This window comes from Empedobacter sp. UBA7611 (assembly GCF_002484365.1).
Classification (GTDB): Bacteria; Bacteroidota; Bacteroidia; order Flavobacteriales; family Weeksellaceae; genus Empedobacter; species Empedobacter falsenii_B.
This window is the reverse complement of the sequence record NZ_DLJR01000021.1, coordinates 47,330-70,084: the sequence shown is the minus strand read 5'-3', so window position 1 is coordinate 70,084 and position 22,755 is coordinate 47,330. Positions and strand designations below refer to the sequence as shown.

Annotated in this window: 26 protein-coding genes and 1 other RNA gene; 12 read left to right on the top strand and 15 right to left on the bottom strand. The window is 31.6% G+C overall.

All coding sequences use genetic code 11. The features are described from left to right. The first annotated feature begins 4 nt into the window (after positions 1 to 4). A complete protein-coding gene (locus tag B3R94_RS02815) occupies positions 5 to 826 on the top strand; it encodes a 2OG-Fe(II) oxygenase (protein WP_291098496.1) in 822 nt (273 codons plus the stop codon). 13 nt (positions 827 to 839) lie between these two features. Here B3R94_RS02815 and B3R94_RS02810 read toward each other — a convergent pair whose 3' ends face one another. Together B3R94_RS02810 and B3R94_RS02805 are read right to left on the bottom strand one after the other, a co-directional pair. Continuing rightward, the gene (locus B3R94_RS02810; RefSeq protein ID WP_291098493.1) at positions 840 to 1,958 is read right to left on the bottom strand and encodes a glycosyltransferase; all 1,119 of its coding nucleotides are present in this window, start codon (positions 1,956 to 1,958) and stop codon (positions 840 to 842) included. Between the two features lie 18 nt (positions 1,959 to 1,976). Continuing rightward, the gene (locus tag B3R94_RS02805) at positions 1,977 to 2,210 is read right to left on the bottom strand and encodes a uroporphyrinogen decarboxylase (protein WP_115001637.1); all 234 of its coding nucleotides are present in this window, start codon (positions 2,208 to 2,210) and stop codon (positions 1,977 to 1,979) included. Positions 2,211 to 2,286: 76 nt separating this feature from the next. Between B3R94_RS02805 and kdsA the strand changes: the two genes are divergently transcribed. The 4 genes from kdsA (at position 2,287) to B3R94_RS02785 (ending at position 5,713) form a co-directional block, all read left to right on the top strand. Then, a complete protein-coding gene (gene kdsA / locus B3R94_RS02800; protein ID WP_115001635.1) occupies positions 2,287 to 3,096 on the top strand; it encodes a 3-deoxy-8-phosphooctulonate synthase in 810 nt (269 codons plus the stop codon). Between the two features lie 73 nt (positions 3,097 to 3,169). Continuing rightward, complete coding sequence (gene hemN, locus B3R94_RS02795) at positions 3,170 to 4,531, top strand: oxygen-independent coproporphyrinogen III oxidase (protein WP_115001634.1); 1,362 nt, start codon at positions 3,170 to 3,172, stop codon at positions 4,529 to 4,531. A gap of 60 nt (positions 4,532 to 4,591) precedes the next feature. After that, positions 4,592 to 5,128: a hypoxanthine phosphoribosyltransferase gene (gene hpt, locus B3R94_RS02790; RefSeq protein ID WP_038333090.1), complete on the top strand. Its 537-nt coding sequence runs from the start codon at positions 4,592 to 4,594 to the stop codon at positions 5,126 to 5,128. A gap of 6 nt (positions 5,129 to 5,134) precedes the next feature. Next, positions 5,135 to 5,713 (top strand): adenylate kinase, encoded by a 579-nt coding sequence (locus tag B3R94_RS02785; RefSeq protein ID WP_125350758.1) that lies wholly within the window; start codon positions 5,135 to 5,137, stop codon positions 5,711 to 5,713. Between the two features lie 202 nt (positions 5,714 to 5,915). Here the strand turns inward: B3R94_RS02785 and B3R94_RS02780 are convergent, their stop codons facing one another. Together B3R94_RS02780 and B3R94_RS02775 are read right to left on the bottom strand one after the other, a co-directional pair. Continuing rightward, the gene (locus B3R94_RS02780) at positions 5,916 to 6,950 is read right to left on the bottom strand and encodes a quinone-dependent dihydroorotate dehydrogenase (protein WP_291098491.1); all 1,035 of its coding nucleotides are present in this window, start codon (positions 6,948 to 6,950) and stop codon (positions 5,916 to 5,918) included. A gap of 45 nt (positions 6,951 to 6,995) precedes the next feature. After that, complete coding sequence (locus B3R94_RS02775; RefSeq protein ID WP_219033695.1) at positions 6,996 to 7,589, bottom strand: hypothetical protein; 594 nt, start codon at positions 7,587 to 7,589, stop codon at positions 6,996 to 6,998. A gap of 396 nt (positions 7,590 to 7,985) precedes the next feature. Here B3R94_RS02775 and obgE point away from each other — a divergent pair, with 396 nt between their 5' ends. Next, positions 7,986 to 8,972: a GTPase ObgE gene (gene obgE / locus B3R94_RS02770; protein WP_115001628.1), complete on the top strand. Its 987-nt coding sequence runs from the start codon at positions 7,986 to 7,988 to the stop codon at positions 8,970 to 8,972. Positions 8,973 to 8,995: 23 nt separating this feature from the next. Further along, positions 8,996 to 9,316 (top strand): YbaB/EbfC family nucleoid-associated protein, encoded by a 321-nt coding sequence (locus B3R94_RS02765; RefSeq protein WP_038333099.1) that lies wholly within the window; start codon positions 8,996 to 8,998, stop codon positions 9,314 to 9,316. Positions 9,317 to 9,348: 32 nt separating this feature from the next. Here the strand turns inward: B3R94_RS02765 and B3R94_RS02760 are convergent, their stop codons facing one another. The 4 genes from B3R94_RS02760 to B3R94_RS02745 all read right to left on the bottom strand — a co-directional run bounded on the left by B3R94_RS02760 (position 9,349) and on the right by B3R94_RS02745 (position 12,257). Next, on the bottom strand, positions 9,349 to 10,128 hold the full coding sequence (locus B3R94_RS02760) for a rhomboid family intramembrane serine protease (protein WP_260392035.1): 780 nt from the start codon (positions 10,126 to 10,128) through the stop codon (positions 9,349 to 9,351). A gap of 73 nt (positions 10,129 to 10,201) precedes the next feature. Beyond that, positions 10,202 to 11,182 (bottom strand): hypothetical protein, encoded by a 981-nt coding sequence (locus tag B3R94_RS02755; protein ID WP_125350526.1) that lies wholly within the window; start codon positions 11,180 to 11,182, stop codon positions 10,202 to 10,204. Continuing rightward, positions 11,179 to 11,763, bottom strand: a complete 585-nt coding sequence (locus B3R94_RS02750) for a hypothetical protein (protein ID WP_038333105.1) — start codon at positions 11,761 to 11,763, stop codon at positions 11,179 to 11,181. The genes B3R94_RS02755 and B3R94_RS02750 overlap by 4 nt, the downstream gene beginning before the upstream one ends. Further along, a complete protein-coding gene (locus B3R94_RS02745; protein WP_291098487.1) occupies positions 11,760 to 12,257 on the bottom strand; it encodes a hypothetical protein in 498 nt (165 codons plus the stop codon). The genes B3R94_RS02750 and B3R94_RS02745 overlap by 4 nt, the downstream gene beginning before the upstream one ends. Positions 12,258 to 12,307: 50 nt before the next feature. On the opposite strand from B3R94_RS02745, the gene B3R94_RS02740 reads away from it, so the two are divergent. The 3 genes from B3R94_RS02740 (at position 12,308) to rnpB (ending at position 15,996) form a co-directional block, all read left to right on the top strand. Beyond that, positions 12,308 to 12,958 carry an NRDE family protein gene (locus B3R94_RS02740; RefSeq protein WP_152606108.1) on the top strand — a complete coding sequence of 217 codons (651 nt, stop codon included), beginning with the start codon at positions 12,308 to 12,310 and terminating at the stop codon, positions 12,956 to 12,958. A gap of 119 nt (positions 12,959 to 13,077) precedes the next feature. Beyond that, positions 13,078 to 15,603, top strand: a complete 2,526-nt coding sequence (locus tag B3R94_RS02735; RefSeq protein ID WP_280049848.1) for an ATP-dependent Clp protease ATP-binding subunit — start codon at positions 13,078 to 13,080, stop codon at positions 15,601 to 15,603. Between the two features lie 83 nt (positions 15,604 to 15,686). Further along, positions 15,687 to 15,996, top strand: an RNA gene (gene rnpB / locus B3R94_RS02730) — RNase P RNA component class A. On the opposite strand, the gene B3R94_RS02725 is transcribed toward rnpB, so the two are convergent. The 5 genes from B3R94_RS02725 to B3R94_RS02705 form a co-directional block, all read right to left on the bottom strand. Beyond that, positions 15,996 to 16,769, bottom strand: coding sequence for a LuxR C-terminal-related transcriptional regulator (locus B3R94_RS02725; protein WP_291098482.1), 774 nt, complete (start codon positions 16,767 to 16,769; stop codon positions 15,996 to 15,998). The two genes, rnpB and B3R94_RS02725, sit on opposite strands and share 1 nt — an antisense overlap. A gap of 186 nt (positions 16,770 to 16,955) precedes the next feature. Beyond that, positions 16,956 to 17,897: a transketolase family protein gene (locus tag B3R94_RS02720; protein ID WP_291098551.1), complete on the bottom strand. Its 942-nt coding sequence runs from the start codon at positions 17,895 to 17,897 to the stop codon at positions 16,956 to 16,958. Beyond that, the gene (locus tag B3R94_RS02715; protein WP_291098479.1) at positions 17,897 to 18,601 is read right to left on the bottom strand and encodes a hypothetical protein; all 705 of its coding nucleotides are present in this window, start codon (positions 18,599 to 18,601) and stop codon (positions 17,897 to 17,899) included. Before B3R94_RS02715 ends, B3R94_RS02720 begins: the two co-directional genes overlap by 1 nt. 22 nt (positions 18,602 to 18,623) lie before the next feature. Then, the gene (locus B3R94_RS02710) at positions 18,624 to 19,997 is read right to left on the bottom strand and encodes a hypothetical protein (RefSeq protein ID WP_291098476.1); all 1,374 of its coding nucleotides are present in this window, start codon (positions 19,995 to 19,997) and stop codon (positions 18,624 to 18,626) included. Positions 19,998 to 20,123: 126 nt separating this feature from the next. Next, the gene (locus tag B3R94_RS02705; RefSeq protein ID WP_125350518.1) at positions 20,124 to 20,969 is read right to left on the bottom strand and encodes a transketolase; all 846 of its coding nucleotides are present in this window, start codon (positions 20,967 to 20,969) and stop codon (positions 20,124 to 20,126) included. 170 nt (positions 20,970 to 21,139) lie between these two features. On the opposite strand from B3R94_RS02705, the gene B3R94_RS02700 reads away from it, so the two are divergent. Together B3R94_RS02700 and B3R94_RS02695 are read left to right on the top strand one after the other, a co-directional pair. Beyond that, positions 21,140 to 21,352 (top strand): hypothetical protein, encoded by a 213-nt coding sequence (locus B3R94_RS02700; protein ID WP_280049851.1) that lies wholly within the window; start codon positions 21,140 to 21,142, stop codon positions 21,350 to 21,352. After that, a complete protein-coding gene (locus tag B3R94_RS02695) occupies positions 21,342 to 21,668 on the top strand; it encodes a hypothetical protein (protein ID WP_280049852.1) in 327 nt (108 codons plus the stop codon). Before B3R94_RS02700 ends, B3R94_RS02695 begins: the two co-directional genes overlap by 11 nt. Before the next feature lie 31 nt (positions 21,669 to 21,699). Here the strand turns inward: B3R94_RS02695 and B3R94_RS02690 are convergent, their stop codons facing one another. Beyond that, the gene (locus B3R94_RS02690) at positions 21,700 to 21,945 is read right to left on the bottom strand and encodes a hypothetical protein (RefSeq protein ID WP_280049853.1); all 246 of its coding nucleotides are present in this window, start codon (positions 21,943 to 21,945) and stop codon (positions 21,700 to 21,702) included. A 2-nt stretch (positions 21,946 to 21,947) separates the two neighbouring features. Then, entirely contained in the window at positions 21,948 to 22,730 is a 783-nt protein-coding gene (gene proC / locus B3R94_RS02685; protein WP_280051056.1) for a pyrroline-5-carboxylate reductase, read from the bottom strand. Positions 22,731 to 22,755 lie beyond the last annotated feature (25 nt).

Sequence of the window (22,755 nt, the reverse complement as noted above, 5' to 3'; positions counted from 1 at the left end):
GATTATGAATAGAAATCAATTTGCAGATATAATTTTACAACGATTAATTGATCAAAAGGAAGAAATAAGTCAACAATACAATAGTAGCAAAGATAAGATCGGTTATTTTTGGGTTGATGATTTATTGCCAGAAGAATTAGCTTTGGATATAAATCAAATTTTTCCACAAGAAAAAGAAATGGTGTTGAAAAAAAGTTTGAAAGAAGATAAATATATTGCTGTTCAAATGAATCAATATCATCCTATTTTAGAAGAAATTATTTATGCTTTTCAAGATGAAAGAATCGTAAATTTGATTGCTGAAATTTGTGAAATAAAACAACCTATTCCAGATTCGTCTTTGTATGCTGGTGGTTTATCTATGATGGGAAATCGTCAGTTTTTGCAGCCTCATTTGGATAATTCTCATGATGCGAAAAGAGAATTGTGGCGTGTGTTGAATTTGTTGTATTATGTAACGCCAGATTGGAAAGAAGAATATGGTGGAAATTTGGAAATTTGGCCAAATGGATTGAAAAATGATCAGATTACAATTTTTAGTAAATTCAATCGATTAGCAGTAATGGCAACGCATAATGATTCTTTGCATTCGGTTTCTCCAATAAAGTTTAAAGGTTTTAGAAAATGTGTTTCAAATTATTATTTTTCTAAAGAACCTTTAAGAGAGACAGATTCCTTTCATGTGACTTCGTTTAGAGGTCGTCCAGAGCAAAAGGTTTTGGATCAAGTTTTACAAGTTGATAATGCTCTAAGAATGGGCGTTAGAAAAGTATTTAAAAAAGGAGTAGTGGAAAATCCACATATTTATAAAAAAGAAGAAAAGTAGATTAAAATTTAATCTACTTTTTTATTTTTTCAAAAATCTCCTTCAATTTTAATTCTTCATTTTCCCAACAAAGTTCATTTGCAGCATTTGCAAGGTTTTCTTGGTAACTTCTTTTTCCTTCGTTTAAGATTTCTTGTAGTTTTTCAGCCAAATGTTTTGGTTCGTGATTGTCAATCACTTTTCCAACTTTATATTCTTCGACCATTTTTTTGATTTCAGGTAAATTTGTTGCTAAAATTGGTACTCTAGCTTGAATAAAGTCAAATAATTTATTCGGTAGAGCGTAGCGATAGCTTAATCCTAAATCTTCTTCCATACTCATTCCTACATCAGCTAAAGGTGTTATAGTTTTTAAAGTTTTTGGGGGAATATTTCCTAAAAAATGAATGCGATTAGTCAAGTTCAAATCTTTTACTAATTGTTCGTATTCTGCTTTTTTAGGCCCTTCGCCAGCAATCCAAAATTGACAATTATCGATGTGTTTAAACGTTTTAATCATTCTGTCAATTCCTCGACTCATGTTAATTGCGCCTTGATACAATAATATTTTATCGTTTGTTGGATTTTCGGGTAAGCGAAAGAAAATTAAATCTTGTTTATCGTTAAGTTTTGTTCGGTTGGGAACATTTCTAATCACAGCCGGATTAGCACCATATTCCTTGCGAAACCAATTGGCATATCCATCACTTACGGTATAAAAATACTTGATTTTTGGAACAAGAGAACGTTCTAAAGTTTTCCAAACTTTTTTTGTTTTAGGACGATTGTGTAATGATGGCAATTCTGAATAAATTTCGTGACTATCAAAAACTAAAGGAATTTTTTTGATTTTACTTACCAAATAAAAAGGAAGTAAGCTATCTAAATCATTCGCTAGTAAAATAGTTTGTTTATCCGCTTTTTTAAGTAAAGTGAAAAATAATTTGTAATTGAATTCAGCATACTTTTTCATTGTTGATTGATTCTTTTGTTCCATCAAAAATGTCTTGTACGGTTTATTCAATTTCGGTCTACCGTTTATAGTCGCGCCAATCAATTCTACATCGTATCCAAATTTTAACAAAGAATGGCAAACTTTATCTAATCTTTGATCCGTTTCAATATTATTTAGTACAGCAGATAGGATTTTCAATTTTATGGTTTTTGAAGATTATTTTCCAGGTTTGAAGATGATATAATACGCCTGAACTAAAAATAAAATCGCATTTGGAATAAGGACTGGCCAAGCCTCGATCATAGCAGCATAAATTACAAAACATACACAACCAATTGCATTGATAATGCGGATAATTGTAATCTTCGAAAAAAAGAATGCTAGTACAATAAAGACTGAAGCAAGATAGCCAAAAATATCAGCTATACCAATGTTAGATAAAAAATCCATAAAACGATAAATAAGAATGATAAAGTATAGGCAAAATTATGAAAAATAAGTCGATAACTTTGTGTAAATTTGCACAATGATAGAAACTTTATCAAAGATAAAACACAAAGATTCGCCAAACTTCTTTTTACTTGCTGGTCCATGTGCCATCGAAAGTGAAGATATGGCTTTGAGAATTGCTGAAAAAGTAGTAACAATTACTGATAAATTAGAGATTCCTTATGTTTTTAAAGGATCTTTCAAAAAAGCAAATCGTTCTCGTATTGATAGTTTTACAGGGATTGGAGATGAAAAAGCATTGAAAATTATTCAAAAAGTTGGAGAAACTTTTGATGTTCCAACAACTACAGATATTCACGAACCTTTTCATGCAGAAATGGCGGCGGCTTATGTAGATGTGCTACAAATTCCTGCTTTCTTGGTTCGTCAAACCGATTTAGTGGTTGCAGCTGCACAAACTGGAAAACATGTTACGTTGAAAAAAGGTCAATTTCTTTCGCCAGAAGCAATGAAATTTCCTGTAGAAAAAGTAACAGATTCTGGTAATAATAATGTAGCAATTATCGAGCGTGGAACAATGTTAGGTTACGGAGATTTAGTGGTAGATTATCGTGGAATTCCTGTGATGCAAAATTATGCACCAGTTATTTTAGATATCACACATTCTTTACAACAACCAAATCAGGCTTCAGGTGTAACAGGAGGAAAGCCAGAATTAATCGAAACGATTGCTAAAGCTGGAATTGCTGTTGGTGCTGATGGTATTTTTATCGAAACGCATCCAGATCCTAAAAATGCAAAAAGTGACGGTGCAAACATGTTACAATTAGATTTGTTAGAAGACTTATTAACTAAATTAGTTAGAGTTCGTCAGGCAATTCTATAAAAATAATTTTTAAAGAAAATTTATTAAATAATACTTAGTCAAGTTGATTAAGTATTTTTAATTTTTTTAGATAATGGATAATTTAATTCAGAAATATAATATTCCAGGACCTCGTTACACAAGTTATCCAACTGTTCCGTTTTGGGACAATGATGATTTTACTAAACAAGGTTGGATTGAAACTTTTCAACGATCTTTCGATGAAAGTAATGTAGAAGAAGGAATATCAATTTATATTCATTTACCTTATTGCGAGTCGTTGTGTACGTTTTGTGCATGTAACAAACGTATTACGAAACAACATTCGGTAGAAGTTCCGTATATTGATACAGTTTTGAAAGAATGGAGATTATATGTGGATTTATTTTCATCTCGACCAAAAATTAAAGAAATTCATTTAGGAGGAGGAACACCAACGTTTTTTTCTCCAGAAAATTTGAAGAAATTAATTGATGGTATTTTTGAATATGCGGATGTAGCTGAAGGACACGAATTTAGTTTAGAAGGTCATCCAAATAACACAACAAGAGAACATTTACAGGCTTTATACGATTTAGGTTTTAGACGTATTTCGTATGGTGTACAAGATTATGATCTGAAAGTTCAGGAAGCGATCAATCGTGTTCAACCTTTCGAGAATGTGAAAAGAGCAACCGAAGAAGCGCGCGAAATTGGTTTTACATCGATTTCTCACGATTTGATTTTTGGTCTTCCACATCAAACAATGGAAGGAATGATGGAAACTATTAATTTGACAAAAGAATTAAATCCAGATCGTATTTCGTTTTACAGTTATGCGCATGTGCCGTGGATAAAAGGTGTTGGACAACGTGGTTTTCAGGACGATGATTTGCCTTCACCAGAATTGAAACGTGCATTATATGAAGAAGGAAAGAAAATGTTCGAGGAAATGAACTATTTCGAAGTTGGAATGGATCATTTTGCCTTAGAACAAGACTCGATGTATCAATCGATGAAAAACCATACATTACATCGTAATTTTATGGGATATTCTTCTTCGAAAACACAATTAATGGTTGGTTTAGGAGTTTCTTCTATCAGTGATTCTTGGTATAGTTTTGCACAAAACGAGAAGACAGTAGAAGAGTACGAAAAATCAATCAATAACGGAGAATTATCCGTTTTCAAAGGACATATATTATCAGAAGAAGATTTGATTATGCGTCGTCATATTCTAAATTTAATGTGTAATTTAGAAACTTCTTGGGCTGATGATAACATGAAATTTGATGATGTAGATCGTATCAAAACTATGTTACAAGATATGGTTGACGATAATTTGATTGAATTTGTAGAAAATGGTTTGATCGTAAAAGAAGAAGGACGTCCATACGTTCGAAATGTGTGTATGACATTCGATAAGAGAATGATAGATAACGAGCCAGAAACACGCATTTTCTCAATGACAATCTAATAAAATAGATAAATGTTTTAAACTTTATCAAAAAAAGTATATATTTGAATATCTCAAACAATGAAAGAAATAGAAATTCACGGTAAAAAATTTATTCCGTACATCGCTTTTGAAGAAATAGAACACGCCATCAAAAATATGGCAAACGAAGTTTACGAAGAATACAAAGACGAAAGACCGATTTTTGTTGGTGTATTAAACGGAGTTGTAATGTTCTTCAGCGATTTCTTAAAACAATATCAAGGAGAATGTGAGATTTCATTCTTGAAATTAAAATCTTACGAAGGAACAGAATCAACAGGGAAAATTACTATTGAGATGGATATTCCGATGAATGTTGAAGGACGTCACGTAATTATTTTAGAAGATATTGTAGATACAGGTAATACGTTAGTAGAGTTGCACCGAATCTTGAAAGAGAAAAAGGTAAAATCATTAAAAGTAGCAACTTTATTATTTAAGCCAGATGCTTACAAAAAAGATTTAAAGGTAGATTTAGTAGGAATCTCTATTCCTGATAAATTTGTAGTAGGTTATGGATTAGATTTTGACGGATTAGGAAGAAATTTACCAGATATTTATCAAATAAAACATTAAAACAAAATGCTAAACATTGTATTGTTCGGACCTCCTGGCAGTGGTAAAGGAACACAAGCTAAATTTTTAGAAGAAAAGTACCAAACTCCTCAAATTTCTACTGGAGACTTATTTCGTTTCAACCTTAAAAATGAAACAGAATTAGGCGCTCTTGTGAAATCTTACATGGACAAGGGACAATTAGTTCCAGATGAGGTAACAACAAATATGTTGGTTGATCATTTAGATAACAATCCAAATGCGCAAGGATACATTTTTGATGGATATCCACGTACAACATCTCAGGCAGAGGCTTTAGATAAAATCTTAGCAGATAAATACGAAAGCGAAGTTTCGATTACATTAGCATTAGTTGTGGATGACGAAATTTTGGTTCAACGTTTATTAGAACGCGGAAAAACTTCTGGTCGTGCTGATGATGTGGACGAAAAAATTATCCGCGATCGTATTACAGAATATTACGAGAAAACTGCAATTGTAGCAGAACACTACAAAGCGCAAGGAAAATGGGTTGAGATTGATGGAGTAGGTTCTATTGAAGATATTACCGAAAAATTGAACGCAGCAATTAAAGAAGTTTTATAAGAACAACTTTTACATTATATTAAAAATGCTCCTTTTAATTAAAGTTGCATTTTTAGTATAATGTCATTCTGAATGTATCTTTTGCGAAATGAAGAATCTGAGATTCCTCGACAAGCTCGGAATGACAATTATGTCAAGTTGAATTTATTTCAGCTTCTCATCAATTTATATCATGTGATTCTGAAACGAGTTCAGAATGACTTTACTTTTTTCCTTCAACCAAGCCTTTACAAATGTTTTTTACAACAGCAGGACCTTCATAAATAAAACCTGTATAAACTTGTAACAAACTTGCACCAGCTTCCAGTTTTTCTTTAGCATCTTCGGCTGTATGAATTCCGCCAACTCCAATGATAGGAAATGCTTTGTTCGATTTTTCAGAAAGATAACGAATCACTTCTGTTGAACGATTTTTAAGTGGTTTTCCCGAAACTCCACCAGTTTCTTTTACAATTTCTGGATCAGATTTTAATCCTTCTCTTGAAATGGTTGTATTTGTAGCAATCACTCCAGCAATTTTAGATTCTAATACAATATCTATAATATCGTCCAATTGAGAATCTGTTAAATCTGGTGCGATTTTAAGTAAAATTGGTTTCGGTTTTTCGTTTTGATTATTGTATTGTTGCAAATAATTAAGAATGTACAATAAAGGTTCTTTTTCTTGTAAATCGCGTAATCCAGGTGTGTTTGGAGAACTTACATTGACTACAAAATAATCAACATAATCAAACAATGCATTGAAACATTTGATATAATCATCAACAGCATCTTCGTTTGGCGTCAATTTATTTTTACCAATATTTCCACCAATAATATAGTTTTCACGATTTTTTAATTCTCTAATTTTCGAAACAGCAAAATCAACACCTTTGTTATTAAATCCCATTCGGTTGATAATCGCTTCATCTTCTACCAAACGAAACATACGCGGCGCATCATTCCCTGGTTGAGGTTTTGGTGTAACGGTTCCAATTTCGATAAAACCGAATCCGAAGTGGTTCAATTCTTCAATATATTCAGCATTTTTATCAAAACCTGCAGCTAAACCAATTGGATTTTTGAATTTAATTCCAAAAACTTCTCGTTCTAAACTTGGTTGATTGTATTGATAAAATTTATCTAATAATTTTCCAACTCCAGGAAATGCAGCATAATTTTTTAGATTTCGCGTAACGAAATGATGTGCATCTTCGGGCTGTAATTGAAATAAAATGTTTTTGAATTGTTTGTACATGCTGCAAAATTAATCAATCCTATTCATTATAAAAATATGTTTTGATTACTTATTTTTCGTGATTGATTGTATTGTGCTAATTGGAGAAATTTCAACAGTTTTTTGACCTTTCACAACATAAAAATAATAAAGACTATTCGTATTGACTAAATAAATTTCTTTTTTCTCACCAGAATTGAAAGTTAAGGTCTGTCCATATTTTTCGAATTTTAAATCTCCATTTTTTATTCGTTTTGATAAAAAATTACCACCACCAACTCCAAATCCTAAAAAGAAACAAATCAGCATAACAAAAAAGAATCCAATTAAATTTTGATTAATTTTCTTAGTGAATTCTTCATTCGTGAGGTTATCAGTTTCTTTAATCTTGTAATATTTCTTAATGAATTTTTTCTCTGGATATTTCAATGAATACTGTTTAAAACTATAAAGTAGAAAAATAAGAAGAATAAAAAAGATTAGTAAGAAAGGATGTGCGGTGATTTCGGCTATTGGACTAATTAAGATATCCATAATGCTCGAAAATTTCAGAATATTAATATCCAATTGATAATAAAAAATAGATTCTTTAATAATTCCCATGAAGACTAAATAAATATAACCAAAAGGAAGTAATCGTTGTAAATGTTCGTTATTCATACTATTGAATCTATTTTTGGCGCGATTTTATTTCTTTGTTAATCATAGAAAGCCTTATGACCAAAGGCATCAAAGTAGTTGAAGTTCTGCAAGCAACGGCAATTAATGCATAATTTTTTGATTTTATTGCTGAATATACCAAGAAGATAGAAATCAAAAACATCAAACATCCAAAAGTAATTACCATTGTTTTGGTTTGTTTTTGCTTTTTCAGAAGTTAGTCATCAGTATATTCGGACAAATTTTTTTAGTATTCATGATAGTGTGTTAATTAATTGAATAAATATAAATAAAAATCTGAGTCATTATAAATTATTCATTCAAAATAGATAATACAAGATTTTAATAAACAAATTAGAAATTGTACTTTTGCAGACTAATTAAAAGAGAAAAATTATGCAATCAAATTTTGTTGACTACGTAAAAATAAATTGTAGAGCCGGACATGGAGGTGCGGGTTCAGCAAGTTTGCATCGCGAAAAATATATTGACAAAGGTGGACCAGATGGTGGAGATGGTGGACGTGGAGGAAATATCACGCTTCTTGGAAACTCAAATCTTTGGACCTTGTTAGAATTTCGATTCAAAAGACATTTCCGTGCGCAAAACGGTGGACGTGGAGGTAAATCTCGTTCTACTGGTGCTGACGGTGAAGATATTATTTTGGAAGTTCCGATCGGAACAATTGCCAAAGATGACGAAGGAAATATTATTGGCGAAGTAACAGAAAATGGGCAAGAATTAATTATTGCGCAAGGAGGAAAAGGGGGGCTAGGAAACTGGCATTTCCGTTCTGCAACGCGTCAAACGCCTCGTTATGCACAGCCAGGTTTGGATGGTGACGAGCGTCAAGTTACATTGGAGTTGAAAATTTTGGCAGATGTTGGTTTAGTTGGTTTTCCAAATGCAGGAAAATCTACTTTATTATCAGCTGTTTCGGCTGCTAAACCAAAAATTGCAGATTACGCATTTACAACGTTAACACCTAACTTGGGAATTGTAGAATACCGTAATCATCAGTCATTTATTATGGCAGATATTCCTGGAATTATCGAAGGTGCGGCAGAAGGAAAAGGTCTTGGACATCGTTTCTTGCGTCATATTGAGCGTAATTCTAACTTATTATTTTTAATTCCTGCCGATACAGAAGATTATAAAAAAGAATATGAAATTCTGTTGAATGAATTGAAAAAATTCAATCCTGAATTGTTAGATAAAGAACGAATTTTAGCTATTTCTAAGTCAGATATGTTAGATGATGAATTGGAAGCTGAGATTAAAGCACAATTACCAACTGATATTGATACGATATTTATTTCGTCTGTTTCTGGAAAAGGAATCACAGAATTGAAAGATTTATTGTGGAAAAAACTACACGAATAACTAATTATTAAAGATAAAGACAAATGTTTGGAAATTTTGGAGACATCATGGGAATGATGGGAAAAATCAATTCATTTAAAGATAAATTTTCTGATTTGAAAAATGAATTAGATGGAGAAATATTTACAACGACTTCTAACGATGGAAAAGTAAAAATTACAATGTCTAAATTGGCAACAGTAAAAGATATTGAACTTGCTGAAGGAATGGAAAAAGAAGAAATTGAAGATTTGTTAGTGATGACGTTAAACAAAGCGTTGGAACAAGTAAAAACAGAAGCAATTGACAGAGCGAAAAAAACAGCTCAAGAAAATTTACCAAACATTCCTGGAATGCCTTTCTAAGAAGAATTTGAAAAAATAAAAACCCCTGAAAATTAATTTTCAGGGGTTTTTGTTTGATAATTTGGTTCAATATTTTTATCATCTTTCTCATCCAAAGATTCAAGATATTCTGCTTTCAAACGTTCTTGTTCTTGGTAAATATCCCATAAACGCTCGGCTTGTGGATCATAATAATTTTCTTGATCCCATTTCGGAACTTCTTTTTGTGGACCAATATTTCTAAACAAATAAGCAAAAAATGCACCCGAAATAAATCCACTTAAATGTCCTTCCCAAGAAATAGAATTACTACTTGTATCTGTTTTTAATTGTGGTAAAATTTCTTGAGGAACCATTCCCCAAATCATTCCGCCGTATAATAAAATAATGATTAATGAAATCGCCATTAAACCGCGTTCTTTTCTAATAATTCCACTGAAAAATATGAACGAAGCCAATAAATAAACGATAGAACTTGCTCCGATATGGCAACTTACATTATCATCTAAAAAAGGAGGATTTCCAATCATCCAAAGAATAATTCCTGATAAAATCCAACCAAAAAAAATAACATAATAAGCTAATCTATCGTACATCAATAGTGCGATAAAGCTAAGAAATGCTAACGGAAAGGTATTACTGATAATGTGTTTCCAACCCGAATGAAATAAAGGTGAGAGCAGAATTCCTTTCAATCCTACGAAAGTTCTCGGAATAACGCCGTAACAACCGTTTAAATTGTATCCGTTTTGTTGGAACAAAAAGATAATCCACATTGGTATAAGCAGTAGCAGAGGAATTATAATAGTTTTCTTCGGAAAAGGATAACTCATAAAATTGGTTTTGAAAACATCATTCAATCTTTATTCCTTTCCAGAAAATCTGCCAATTTTGGTCAAATTAAGTTTAATAGCGTTTTATTAATTCTCTCGCAAGCAATTTCCAATCTGTCCATTTCACGCCTAATTGATGATTTTGAACAGCAATTTTATGTTGGTAATTCAAATGCTTAATCACTTCCTTATAAGCTTTTATCAAATTAAAATTCGGATCATAAATATGAGTTGCTTCAGAATTTGCACCATTAATTTCAAGTATGACAAAATTTCCGTTCTGAAAATCTTCTAAACTTTTTGCTTTCAAATCGATACGACCATAATAAAAACCATCAATTTTTTGTGCGATTTGATCTATAGTTTCTTCTAATTTAGACGTTTTTAGAGAAGATCCATCTAAAAAAGTTGTTCCTCGACTATGATTTCCTATTGGTTCAACCAATAATTTTTCATCTTTTTGAAGAACTGAATTTAGTTCGTTTTGTAAACGTTTAAACAAATAATCTTTTCGGTAAAAAGCTCTTAAATTTTGTTCGATTAATTCTTTCAAAGTTGATTTTCCATCACCCGTAAACGTCAAAAAATCTTTTGCTGTTATCGACAGTATTTTACCATTTTTTTCTTTTGGTAATCTAACATAGAAAACACCAAACTCAAAGTTTGATTGAATATATTCTTGTAAAATTAAATCTCGATTATTTTGCTCTAAATAATTTTTCCAATCAATTTCATTTCTGATTAATTCTACACCAATTCCACGTTCACCAAGATTTGGTTTTGCAATAAAGGGAAAATTAAACGGAATTTCTTGTGTTGTAAATTCATCAAAAAAAATGGTTTTTGGCTTATAATTTTTATCAATTTGATTGAGTAAATCAATTTTAGAATAATCAATAAATCCGCCCCATTTCATTGTAGGATTTGCCGAGCAAAAGTAAGCTGGAGCGCCTGTTTGAAAGATTTTATAAATGTACCAAGGTGTCAATGGCGCATAAAATAACCAGAATGGCCAAAATTCGTATCGTGTCCATTTTGTTATTTTTGGGTTCATAATTTTTCGGATGGATTTGGTAAAACAGAATATGTAATTAAATCTTTTTCATTGAACATAATCGTTAAATGATCTGTAAAATGAAAAATTTTATCATTAGAATAAATTTCTAAACTTGAAATCCATATACTTTCGGTTTCAATCGTTATGTTCCAAGTTGTAGGTAAATTAGTTTTAGTTTTTTTACCAAAAGGAATTAAATAATTTAATACTTTTTTTAAATTTTGACTTTCTAATTCTTCCCAAAATACATTGATTGATGTTATTTTTTTTCCAATTTTACTTTTCCAATTTATATTATCTGAAACTTTAATTAACTTAAAACTATCAGCTGGTTTTAATTCATTAATTTCATAAACTCCAATTCCATAACATTCAAATTCATTATCCCAAAGGACTTTGAAAAATTTATCATTATCTAATTCAAGAATAATATTCATGTCAACGGAATGAATTTCATTTGAAAATTCCCAATATTCTTGATCTTCGTAAAGAATGACTTCGTAATGGACATTTTTTATTTTTTGTCCAACAAAAATTGAATTAATCTTATTAAGATAATTTATTTGCTTTTCTGTCATTTTTCTTGATTTTGAAAAGCAATTGTAGAAGATGCAATTCCAAAATTTTGTGGAATCTTAATCGTTGGAAAATGAGTTTCGATCGCAATTTTAATCAATGCAAAATGATGAACGCTGTGATCAAAACAATACATTAATTCACGATAATTTGTGGTATTAATTGTGAAGTTTTCTCCGTAGTAATTCTGTTTTAGCTGAATTGTTTTTTCTAAATCTAAACGTTCTATTTCTGATTTTAGATGATTCAGCGTATTCAAACTTTCAACAACCGAATTTTCTAAAGCACGATTTCGTTCTCTGTCATCATAACAAATACAATTGTTTTTTTGAGCATGTAAAAAGCACGAATAAAACTCGATAATATGTCGAAAATGTTGACCAACAGAAGCATCAGAAATGATTTCTAATTCCTTTTGAAAAGACATATCGTCAAATTGCAAAAGAATCGATTTCATTTCATCAAAAGAATGCGCTATAGTTTTCTGAATACTCATAATTCTTTGCAAAGATAAATTTTTACATTTGAACTAAATTGAAAAATGAGATGTGTATAATCAGTTTTTACAGAAATGAGGATGAATTTGTGTTGACACACAACCGAGATGAGGAAATTAATCGTTCTTCTTCTAAAGAGATTGTGGAGCAAAAGCGTTTTGATAAAACCTATTTTTCGCCTGTAGATGAGCGTGCGAATGGGACTTGGATTTTTTATTCGGAGCAATATGTTGCGTGTATTTTGAATGGAGGAATAGAAAAACCAACGCATTTCAAAGAGAAATACAGAGAAAGTAGAGGAATTATCTTGTTAGATTTATTGAAATATAATTCTGTAAATGAGTTTATTAATTCGGAAAATTTGTCAGAAATCGCACCTTTTACAATTTTTGTTTTTGAAAGAACAACTAAAAATGCTTACCTTTTGTTTTGGAATGAAAATAAACTGAGCGTAAAAGATGTTTCGCAAGAAAAAATTGTGACATGGTGTTCGTCGACATTGTATAGTCCTGAAAGAAGAAATGAAATTGATGAAATTTTTAACCAAAATAATGAGTTAAATTCCGAAGAAATTTTAGAACTTCACGATGATTTGAAAATGAATAAAGGCGATTTGTACGATTTTTTAGCAACGACATCTATCTCTCAAATTATTATGAATTCTTTAAGAATTGATATGAAATATTGTCAGCTATTTTGAAATTAATAGACAATAATTCGTTATTTTAAGGAATCATCAAATCATTTCGGACATAGGCATAATTTATGCTATAGTCTATCAGAATAATTATATTTGTTAAAGACAGCTTAAATAGTAAAATGAACGATAATTTCTCACAACAAGTAAAAGACGTTATTTCTTACAGTAAGGAAGAAGCGTTGAGATTAGGCCACGACCAAATAGGAACGGAACACCTTCTGTTGGGGATTATTCGCGACGGTGAAGGGAAAGCCATTTCTGTCTTAGAAGCATTGAATGTCGATTTAGATGAAATGCGTCAAAAAATAGAAAACCTAAACCCAGCAAAAGAAACTCCTGGTAATAATATAAAAAATTTGAGTTTGACAAAACAAGCTGAAAGAGCGTTGAAAACAACGTTCTTAGAAGCGAAATTGTTTAAAAGTCCGACTGTAAATACAATTCACTTATTATTGTGTATCCTTCGTAATGAAAACGATCCGATTACAAAATTGATGAATAAGTTGGATATTGATTACAATACAGTAAAGGAAGAATTCAAATTTCAATTTCAAGATGAGGAAATTCAATCTCCTCGTGCAGAAAATCCATCTTTTGATGGAGGTGATTCTGATAACGATTTTGAGCGTGCGTCTACAAGTAAATCAACTTCAAAAAGTAAAACGCCAGTTTTAGATAATTTTGGACGAGATTTAACAGCGATTGCGCAAGAAGGAAAATTAGATCCTGTAGTTGGACGTGAAAAAGAAATAGAGCGTGTTTCTCAAATTCTTTCTCGTCGTAAAAAGAACAATCCATTGTTAATTGGAGAACCAGGTGTTGGTAAATCTGCAATTGCAGAAGGTTTAGCTTTAAGAATTGTACAACGTAAAGTTTCGCGCGTTTTGTTTAACAAACGTGTGGTAACATTAGATTTAGCGTCATTAGTTGCTGGAACTAAATATCGTGGACAATTTGAAGAACGTATGAAAGCTATTATGAATGAATTAGAGAAAAATGATGACATTATTCTTTTCATTGATGAGTTACATACAATTGTTGGAGCAGGAGGAGCTACAGGTTCTTTAGACGCTTCTAACATGTTCAAACCTGCTTTGGCGCGTGGTGAATTACAATGTATTGGAGCAACAACGTTGGACGAATATCGTCAATATATTGAAAAAGATGGTGCATTAGTTCGTCGTTTTCAAAATGTGATGGTTGAACCAACAACTCCAGAAGAAACATTACAGATTTTACATAATATCAAAGATAAGTATGAAGCGCATCATAATGTAAATTATACAGATGAAGCGTTGCAAGCTTGTGTAAATTTGACAACACGTTATATTACAGATCGTTTCTTGCCAGATAAAGCGATTGATGCTTTAGATGAAGCGGGTTCTCGCGTGCATATCAAGAATATAAAAGTTCCTCAAGAAATTTTAGATCTTGAAGCAAAATTAGAAGAAGTTCGCGAAGAGAAAACGAAAGTTGTAAAATCTCAAAAATACGAAGAAGCTGCTCGTTTACGTGATTCAGAGAAACAAATAGAAAGTGATTTGAAACGTGAGCAAGCAAAATGGGTACAAGAATCGAAAGAGAATCGTGAAACAGTTACAGAAGAAAATGTAGCGGAAGTTGTTTCGTTGATGTCTGGCGTTCCTGTACATCGTGTAGCTGAAAAAGAATTGAAAAAATTGGCTCAGATGAATGAGTTAATGAAAGGAAAAGTAATTGGTCAAGATGAAGCGGTAACGAAAGTTGTGAAAGCAATTCAACGTAATCGTGCAGGTTTGAAAGATCCAAATAAACCAATTGGTTCATTCATTTTCTTAGGAACTACGGGTGTTGGTAAAACACAATTAGCGAAAGTTTTGGCGAAAGAAATCTTTGATTCTAACGATGCATTAATTCGTATCGATATGTCAGAATACATGGAGAAATTTGCCGTTTCTCGCTTAGTTGGAGCACCTCCGGGCTACGTTGGTTACGAAGAAGGTGGACAATTGACTGAAGCAGTTCGTCGTAAACCATATGCGGTAATTTTGTTAGATGAGATTGAGAAAGCGCATCCAGATGTATTCAATATTTTATTACAAATTTTGGATGATGGTCATGTAACTGATAGTTTAGGTCGTAAAGTTGATTTCCGTAATACGATTATCATTTTAACGTCTAACATTGGTACAAGACAATTGAAAGAGTTTGGAGATGGTGTCGGATTTGGAACTTCATCTAAGAAAGATTCTGCCGATGAACGCGCAAAATCAACAATTGAAACAGCTTTAAAACGTGCTTTCGCGCCAGAATTTTTGAATCGTATTGATGATATTATCTTCTTTAATTCATTAACAAAAGAAGATATCATGAAAATTATCGATATTGAATTGGCAAGTTTAATAGAGCGTTTAACAGCTTTAAATTATCATATTGAATTAACAGAGGAAGCGAAGAATTTTATCGCAGACAAAGGATTTGATAAAGATTATGGAGCTCGTCCGTTGAAACGTGCTATTCAGAAATACATCGAAGATCCAATGGCAGAAGAAATCATCAACGCTGTAATTAGTGAAGGAGATGAATTAATCCTTGACTTAAATGAAGCAAAAGATGGCGTTAAAATTTCTGTAAAAGGAAAAACGAAAGAAGAAAAATCAGAATAATTTCTAAGTTTCTATAATAGAAAGGCTTGAACAAAAATGTTCAAGCCTTTTTTATTTCGGTAACTTTTGCCGTACATTTGCGCTCAGCAAGCCACTTTGTCGCTTCATGTATGTGAAGAGGAAAGTCCGGGCTCCAAAGAGTAAGCATAGCGGGTAACGCCCGTCCGTCGAGAGGCGAGGACAAGTGCAACAGAAAGTATGTACAGTTCGGCTGTAGTGAAACCAGGTAAACTCTATGCGGAGCAATGCCATGTATACCAGCAGTTAAGAGCTACTCGTTCGTTGCTGGGGGGTAGGCAGATTGATATTTTAGGTAACTAAAATACTAGATAAATGACAAAGCATCTTGATTTATTAAGGTGACAGAACCCGGCTTATCGGCTTGCTTTTTTCTATTTTTTGAAGTAAAGACTAAATAATTCTGATGTATTAGAACAATCGTTTTTCTTCAAAATATTTCTTCGATGCGTGTCAATAGTATGTTTACTTAAGCCAATTGCATCAGCAATATCCTGACTTGTGTAGCCTTTGATCAGAAATTCGATAATCTCCGTTTCTTTTTTTGTAAGTTGTAAAGATGAATTTGTTTTTGAATTAAGAAGATTGTTCAATCCATCTTTGATGTTGTAAATATGCATAATAGGCTTTCCTCCAACCTTTATTTGTGTGATGTCAGTCGCTAAACAAAAAACTCGATTTGGTAAAAAATTTTTACTTAATTCGTAAAAGAAATGTTGCAAATGAATTTGATGAATTTCACCTTTTTTATCTATCACACGAAAATCATAAGTAAATTTATAATTCATTCTTTCTTCAGGGACAATTTCCATACTAAAATTTGCAATTCGTTGCTGAATATCAATCACATGTTGCAAATCATCGGGATGTACCATTTGAACACATAGTTCAGCTGTATATTCGTCAGGAAGATAACCCAAAATATCTTCGCATTGAGGAGAAACATATTCGAATGTTGCAGAATTAGGATTGATGAAATACATAAAAGATTCACCAAGTGCAAGACTTCTTAAAGTTTGTAAATAATCATTAATTGATTGAAAACTCTCATTTTTTTCGTTTAAGGTTCTACGATCTGTATTTTCACTCCATAGTTTTTTTACAATACTTGCATATTCAGTAATAGATTTTTGATTTGCTTTTTTCATATGCTTACAAGTAAAAGTTAATAAAATACCATTAAATGAGTATTTTTTAAGTTAGTAATATAAACTAATTTTGCAAAATATATATAGGATTAAAGCAGTTTTGCTTTTTTCAACCAACCTATTTTATATTTAACCTATAAAAAAAGGAGCTAAATTTTTTAGCTCCTTTTTAATATTATAATGGAATTAAAGTAAAGATTTTACTTTCTCGATTACAGCAGTAGAATCGATTCCATATTTTTTCATTAAATCTGAAGGTGTTCCAGATTCACCAAATTTATCATTAACCGCAACAAAAGCTTGTTTTGTTGGTAATTTTTGTGCTAAAACTCTTGCAACAGATTCTCCTAAACCACCTAAAATATTGTGTTCTTCAGCTGTTACAATTTTTCCTGTTTTCTTTACAGAATTGATGATGATTTCTTCATCTAAAGGTTTGATAGTGTGTATGTTGATTACCTCACAAGAAATTCCTTCTTTTTCTAACTCAGCAGCAGCAACTAAAGATTCCCAAACTAAATGACCTGTCGCAACAATTGTTACATCAGAACCTTCGTTCATTAAGATACCTTTACCAATTTCAAATTTTTGGTCAGCTGGCGTGAAAACTGGAACAGCAGGACGTCCGAAACGTAAGTAAACAGGACCTTCGTATTCAGCTGCAGCAATTGTAGCCGCTTTAGTTTGATTGTAATCACAAGGATTGATAACCACCATTCCTGGTAACATTTTCATCAAACCAATATCTTCTAATGTTTGGTGAGTTGCACCATCTTCTCCTAATGTTAAACCAGCGTGCGATGCAGCGATTTTTACATTTTTGTTAGAGTAAGCGATAGATTGACGAATTTGATCGTACACACGAGCTGTAGAAAACTCAGCAAACGTTCCTGTGAAAGGAATTTTACCTCCAATTGTCAAACCTGCAGCAATTCCCATCATGTTTGCTTCTGCAATACCAATTTGGAAAAAACGCTCTGGATTTTCTTTGATAAATTGATCCATTTTCAATGAACCAATCAAGTCAGCACACAATGCAACAACGTTAGGATTTGTTCTTCCTAACTCTGTCAATCCGTCTCCGAATCCACTACGTGTATCTTTTTTTTCTGTGTATGTTAAGTCTATCATTGTTTTTGTTTTTTGTATTCGTTTTTGTATTTTTCTACTTCTGTTTTTTCATCAAATTGATAAATAAAATCATTTGGCGAAACATTAATTTCTTCTTCCTCTTCAGTGCTCTTTTTGATCCATTTTTCTAAGGTTTCAACATTTTCTAACACAATATTTTGTCCAACTCGATAAATCAAGCCTTTCAAATTTAGTTCAGAATTGATAAACGGAACGGTGTTGATGTTAGAATTTGTATCGATACAAATTTCTGTACCATTATCGTTGTCATTATCTTTTCTGAAAATGTTATATACTTCACATTGTTTATTCAGAATCGTTTCTTTTTGACCAGTTCTATTCGCAACATAACTATTTCCGATTGCGGAATTCGTTAAACTTGGATTATCAGTCGCTAAAAAAGAAGTTCCTAATAAATCTTTAGTGCCTTCGAAATCTATTTTAAAAACCTTCGGATTTTCTTCTTCGCTGTAAACAGAATACATATTATCGTTTATTTTTAATGAAGCGAAATTTCCCATCAGTGTTCGCGTAATCATTAAATGCGCTTTATAATCTTTGGTTGATAAAATATCCAGAAAATCTGAATAGAAATCACTTTTGATACGATATTGAATAACGTTTTCGAATTTATACGATTGCATTTGAGCAAAAGTTAAACTTGTAAAAAGCGTTAATATTAAACTGATTGGTTTTTTCATTATCGATGTATTTTGATCAATATTAATCCAAAGAATTCAAGAAAGTAGTTAACTTATCCTTGTCTTCTTTTTTCAGTTTATCATATTTATTATTGATTTCTAAAATACTTTTTCTCATCGCATCAATTGTTCCCGAAAGAGCAACACTTCCACTTTGATAAATGTATAAATCGCACACTTGTCCTGCGTAATTGTAAACCAAATTTCCTAAATCTTTATCTGTAAAAGTTGGAATTTTAGCTTTCAAGTTTTTGCAATGTTCTGGTGCAACTTTCATGAAATCTTGAACGTCTGGATTGTCGATTGCCAAATCGATTTTGCTAATATCTGTCGTTTTGTAAGTAGAAGTATACGGGTCATAATAATCTGCAAGATCATAAGGCATAGCAGCAACAGAATCTACTGCTACAGCCGCTTCATCATAATCTGTTGAAACTTCTGTTAATTTAAACTTTTTAGCATCATCGAAATACGTTTTGAAAAGGTTATTTAATTCTTTTACTTCGCTTTTGTTTGCTAATTTATTCTTTTTGAATTGTTTTACCAATTGATTTGTAGAACCTTGAGCAGCTGCCAAAGCTTTAGAACGCTCGATATCAGGATTTCCATCATAATCGCTATCATTATAAATCAAACTATAATTTAATGAAGCAACAGTCCCAAAAAGACTATTTACGTTATCACTTTCTGATGTTTGATAATTGTAATAATTAACAATAGGATCCTCGTAACGATTGTCTGGTGAATAAGCCGCTTCCGCTGCATAAGCTGTATCTACAGACGACATCATGTTCTCGTATTCTTGTTTCTTTTTTGCCAATTCGTTAGTAAAACTTTCGATTTCTTTTTTCTCATCAAAAGTTACTTTTACGTTAGAATTTGCAATATTTTGAATTGTTAATCCATTAAAATCTCCTGCGTCATATCTAATTAAAAGCCCTTTCAATTTTGTTTGAGGAAACATAATCGCAACGTTATTAATTGCATTTTTTTCATCAATACAAATTGTAGACTTTTTTACTTCTTCAAAAGCTTTCGATTCTATTTCATAATCATTACACTTATATCCATTAATAGTTTGTGTAGAGTTCATGCTTTTTATTGAAAGAACTTCAGGAAAAAATTCATCATCATAAGGTAACAAGTTCTTTTCGTCAATACCTTCATAATAATATGGTATTTTAATCTTTAAATCATTTTCTAAAGAGTTCGCAAAGACATTATAAAGTCTATTATTCAATGTTAAAAAAGATTCGTGATTGAAACTATTTGTTACATCAGTTTGATAGAGATAATTATTTCCTTCAAAGGTTCCTAAAATTGCTTCTTTAGAGAGATAATTAATAAAAAACATTTCCTCTTCTCCTGTTAAATAACCTTGAATTTGATCAGGCATGCTAACCTTATAAGAGATTTTTTTGTCAAAAGAATATGTTTTTTCCTGCCCAAAGGCTGTCAAAGAACAAAGCGTAAGTATAGAATAAAATAACGTTTTCATAGTATTGTGGTTGTATTGAAATTATTAATAATCTGTCAATTCAGTTTCTGGATTTTGCTCTAATGCAGATGCTAATTGCTCGTCGTTAGGCGCTTTTCCGTGCCAAGAGTGACTTCCCATCATGTAATCAACTCCATTACCCATTTCTGTGTGTAATAAAATTGAAACTGGTTTTCCGTTTCCTGTTAATGTTTTAGCTTCTTCTAAAATAGCAATTACTTTTTCTAAGTTATTTCCATCTTTTTCTTCTAAAACAATCCATCCAAAAGCTTCTAATTTAGCTTTCAAATCACCTAAAGGTAAAACGTGGTCTGTATCACCATCAATTTGACGACCATTGTAGTCAATCGTTGCAATTACATTATCCACTTTTTTACCAGCAGCATACATAAAAGCTTCCCAAACTTGACCTTCTTGTAATTCACCATCACCGTGTAATGTGTAAACTAATTTATCGTCGTTGTTTAATTTTTTTGCTTGCGCAGCACCTAAAGCAACAGATAAACCTTGTCCTAAAGAACCAGAAGCGATACGAATTCCAGGTAAACCTTCGTGTGTTGTTGGGTGACCTTGTAAACGAGAGTCTAATTTTCTGAATGTAGCTAATTCGCTAACTGGGAAAAATCCCGAACGAGCCAATGTGCTGTAGAAAACTGGTGAAATGTGACCGTTTGATAAGAAGAATAAATCTTCTCCTTTTCCGTCCATAGAGAAGTCAGTAGAGTAAGTCATGATTTTACCGTATAATGCAGCAAAATATTCTGCACAACCTAATGATCCACCTGGGTGTCCACTATTTACGGCATGTACCATTCTCAAAATATCTCTCCTTGTTTGTTGTACTTGTGTTTGAAGTTCTTGAAGTGTCATTGTTTGTTTATAAAAATTTGAACAAAAATAATCCTTTTTTGTAGGGCAAAAAAATCGTAGAACATAAATCACTACAATTGGGGAGGAGATTTTTTAGTTGTAATTTTTTATGGTTTAGTTTAATAATCAAAGTATTAATATTAAATTTGTTGTAAATCAAACTTTAATTCATGTCAACAAAAGATATTTTTATTATTGAAACTGAAACTTCTGAAGAAGCAAAGGCACTGAAAGCTTTTGTGAAAGCAATGAAGTTGAAAATGATTAAGACAAAAAAAGAAGAAGTTTATTTGAATTTGGAAGAAGCTGTTGAGGAATATAAATTGATTAAAGAAAAAAAACTGAAAGGTATTTCTGCGAAAGATTTATTGGATGAATTATAATGTAGTTGCTGTTCCAAGTTTTGTTAAATCTTTGAAAAGATTAATCAAAAAATATCCTTCTTTGAAAGATGATTTTCGTGATTTTATAAATAATTTGGAGTTAAATCCTGAACAAGGAACGTTGTTGAGTAATAATTGTTTCAAAATTAGAATTGCAATAAAATCTAAAGGAAAAGGAAAAAGTGGTGGAGCGAGAATTATTACGCATGTAGTTATTGAAGAAGAAAAGGTTTATCTACTTTCAATCTATGATAAAAGCGAGCAGATTTCTGTTACAGATAAAGAATTGAGAAAATTACTTGAAAATTTAAAATAAAAAAGACGAAGTTTAACTTCGTCTTTTTTATTTATTCTTCTTCCATATGCCATTCGCCACGGTGAGGTATCAAAGCGTCACGAACTTGTATCATTTCAGATTCTACTACCACCAAATAAGCAACTGCATATTCTGGCTCAACCTCTACAAATTCAGAAAATGTACTTTGTAACTTTTCTTTTTCTGCGTATTGTTTCAGGTGAATTGCATGATGTTTTGCAGTTGGTATAGCATCGGGACCATAAAAATCCCAGATTAATTTTAATTTCTTTTCCATACTTATATTTTATCAAAAGAAGTTTTAATTCCTTTTATTAAAGCTGAACTAAATCCTTGATGTTCCATTTCATTTAATCCAGCAATCGTACAACCTTTTGGTGTCGTCACTTTATCAATTTCTTGTTCTGGGTGCAAACCGTTTTCTATTAATAATTCAGCAGCTCCTTTTACAGTTTGTGTTACAATTTTTGTTGCAGTTTGTGTGTCAAATCCAATTTCAATACCACCCTGAATCATTGCTCTTATAAATCGTAAAACATAAGCAATTCCGCAAGCGCCAATTACAGTTGCTGCATTCATCAATTCCTCATTTATAACAACTGTTTCGCCAATTGGATTGAAAATCGTTTTGATTTCATCAAGAATGTTTTCATCTTTCGAATTTCCACAAATACAAGTAATCGATTCTTCTACAGAAGCAGCCGTATTAGGCATTGCTCTAAAAATTGACATTCCTTGCGGTAAAATGTTTTGATACGTTTGCAATGAAATTCCTGTTGCAACTGAAATTAATATTTTGTTGGTCGTAAAATCATCTTTTAATTGTGTCAAAACTTCTTCCACTTTGTACGGTTTTACACACAACAGAATATAATCAGCATCTTTTACAGCAAAATGATTATCATTTGTAATCGTTACACCAAGCTTTTTAAGATGTTCAATTTGATTCAAATTATTTCTTGTAGCGATAATTTGATTTGGATCGAATGCTTTATTCTTAATTAAACCCTCTGTTATAGAAATTCCTAAATTTCCTGCTCCAATAATGGCGATTTTTTTCATAGTTGTAGAGTGTTAATTGTTCTGA

Bases quoted from the DNA above. Each gene is read 5' to 3' on its own strand.
- B3R94_RS02765 (WP_038333099.1), top strand. From the start codon at position 8,996: ATGTTTGGAAATTTTGGAGACATCATGGGAATGATGGGAAAAATCAAT.
- B3R94_RS02690 (WP_280049853.1), bottom strand. From the start codon at position 21,945: ATGGAAAAGAAATTAAAATTAATCTGGGATTTTTATGGTCCCGATGCT.
- hemN (WP_115001634.1), top strand. From the start codon at position 3,170: ATGGATAATTTAATTCAGAAATATAATATTCCAGGACCTCGTTACACA.
- B3R94_RS02745 (WP_291098487.1), bottom strand. From the start codon at position 12,257: ATGAGTATTCAGAAAACTATAGCGCATTCTTTTGATGAAATGAAATCG.
- B3R94_RS02775 (WP_219033695.1), bottom strand. From the start codon at position 7,589: ATGAATAACGAACATTTACAACGATTACTTCCTTTTGGTTATATTTAT.
- B3R94_RS02710 (WP_291098476.1), bottom strand. From the start codon at position 19,997: ATGCCTGATCAAATTCAAGGTTATTTAACAGGAGAAGAGGAAATGTTT.
- B3R94_RS02785 (WP_125350758.1), top strand. From the start codon at position 5,135: ATGCTAAACATTGTATTGTTCGGACCTCCTGGCAGTGGTAAAGGAACA.
- B3R94_RS02725 (WP_291098482.1), bottom strand. From the start codon at position 16,769: ATGAAAAAAGCAAATCAAAAATCTATTACTGAATATGCAAGTATTGTA.
- B3R94_RS02755 (WP_125350526.1), bottom strand. From the start codon at position 11,182: ATGAACCCAAAAATAACAAAATGGACACGATACGAATTTTGGCCATTC.
- proC (WP_280051056.1), bottom strand. From the start codon at position 22,730: ATGAAAAAAATCGCCATTATTGGAGCAGGAAATTTAGGAATTTCTATA.
- B3R94_RS02750 (WP_038333105.1), bottom strand. From the start codon at position 11,763: ATGACAGAAAAGCAAATAAATTATCTTAATAAGATTAATTCAATTTTT.
- B3R94_RS02740 (WP_152606108.1), top strand. From the start codon at position 12,308: ATGTGTATAATCAGTTTTTACAGAAATGAGGATGAATTTGTGTTGACA.
- B3R94_RS02805 (WP_115001637.1), bottom strand. From the start codon at position 2,210: ATGGATTTTTTATCTAACATTGGTATAGCTGATATTTTTGGCTATCTT.
- B3R94_RS02715 (WP_291098479.1), bottom strand. From the start codon at position 18,601: ATGAAAAAACCAATCAGTTTAATATTAACGCTTTTTACAAGTTTAACT.
- hpt (WP_038333090.1), top strand. From the start codon at position 4,592: ATGAAAGAAATAGAAATTCACGGTAAAAAATTTATTCCGTACATCGCT.
- B3R94_RS02700 (WP_280049851.1), top strand. From the start codon at position 21,140: ATGTCAACAAAAGATATTTTTATTATTGAAACTGAAACTTCTGAAGAA.
- B3R94_RS02695 (WP_280049852.1), top strand. From the start codon at position 21,342: ATGAATTATAATGTAGTTGCTGTTCCAAGTTTTGTTAAATCTTTGAAA.
- B3R94_RS02735 (WP_280049848.1), top strand. From the start codon at position 13,078: ATGAACGATAATTTCTCACAACAAGTAAAAGACGTTATTTCTTACAGT.
- B3R94_RS02780 (WP_291098491.1), bottom strand. From the start codon at position 6,950: ATGTACAAACAATTCAAAAACATTTTATTTCAATTACAGCCCGAAGAT.
- obgE (WP_115001628.1), top strand. From the start codon at position 7,986: ATGCAATCAAATTTTGTTGACTACGTAAAAATAAATTGTAGAGCCGGA.
- B3R94_RS02705 (WP_125350518.1), bottom strand. From the start codon at position 20,969: ATGACACTTCAAGAACTTCAAACACAAGTACAACAAACAAGGAGAGAT.
- B3R94_RS02760 (WP_260392035.1), bottom strand. From the start codon at position 10,128: ATGAGTTATCCTTTTCCGAAGAAAACTATTATAATTCCTCTGCTACTG.
- B3R94_RS02815 (WP_291098496.1), top strand. From the start codon at position 5: ATGAATAGAAATCAATTTGCAGATATAATTTTACAACGATTAATTGAT.
- kdsA (WP_115001635.1), top strand. From the start codon at position 2,287: ATGATAGAAACTTTATCAAAGATAAAACACAAAGATTCGCCAAACTTC.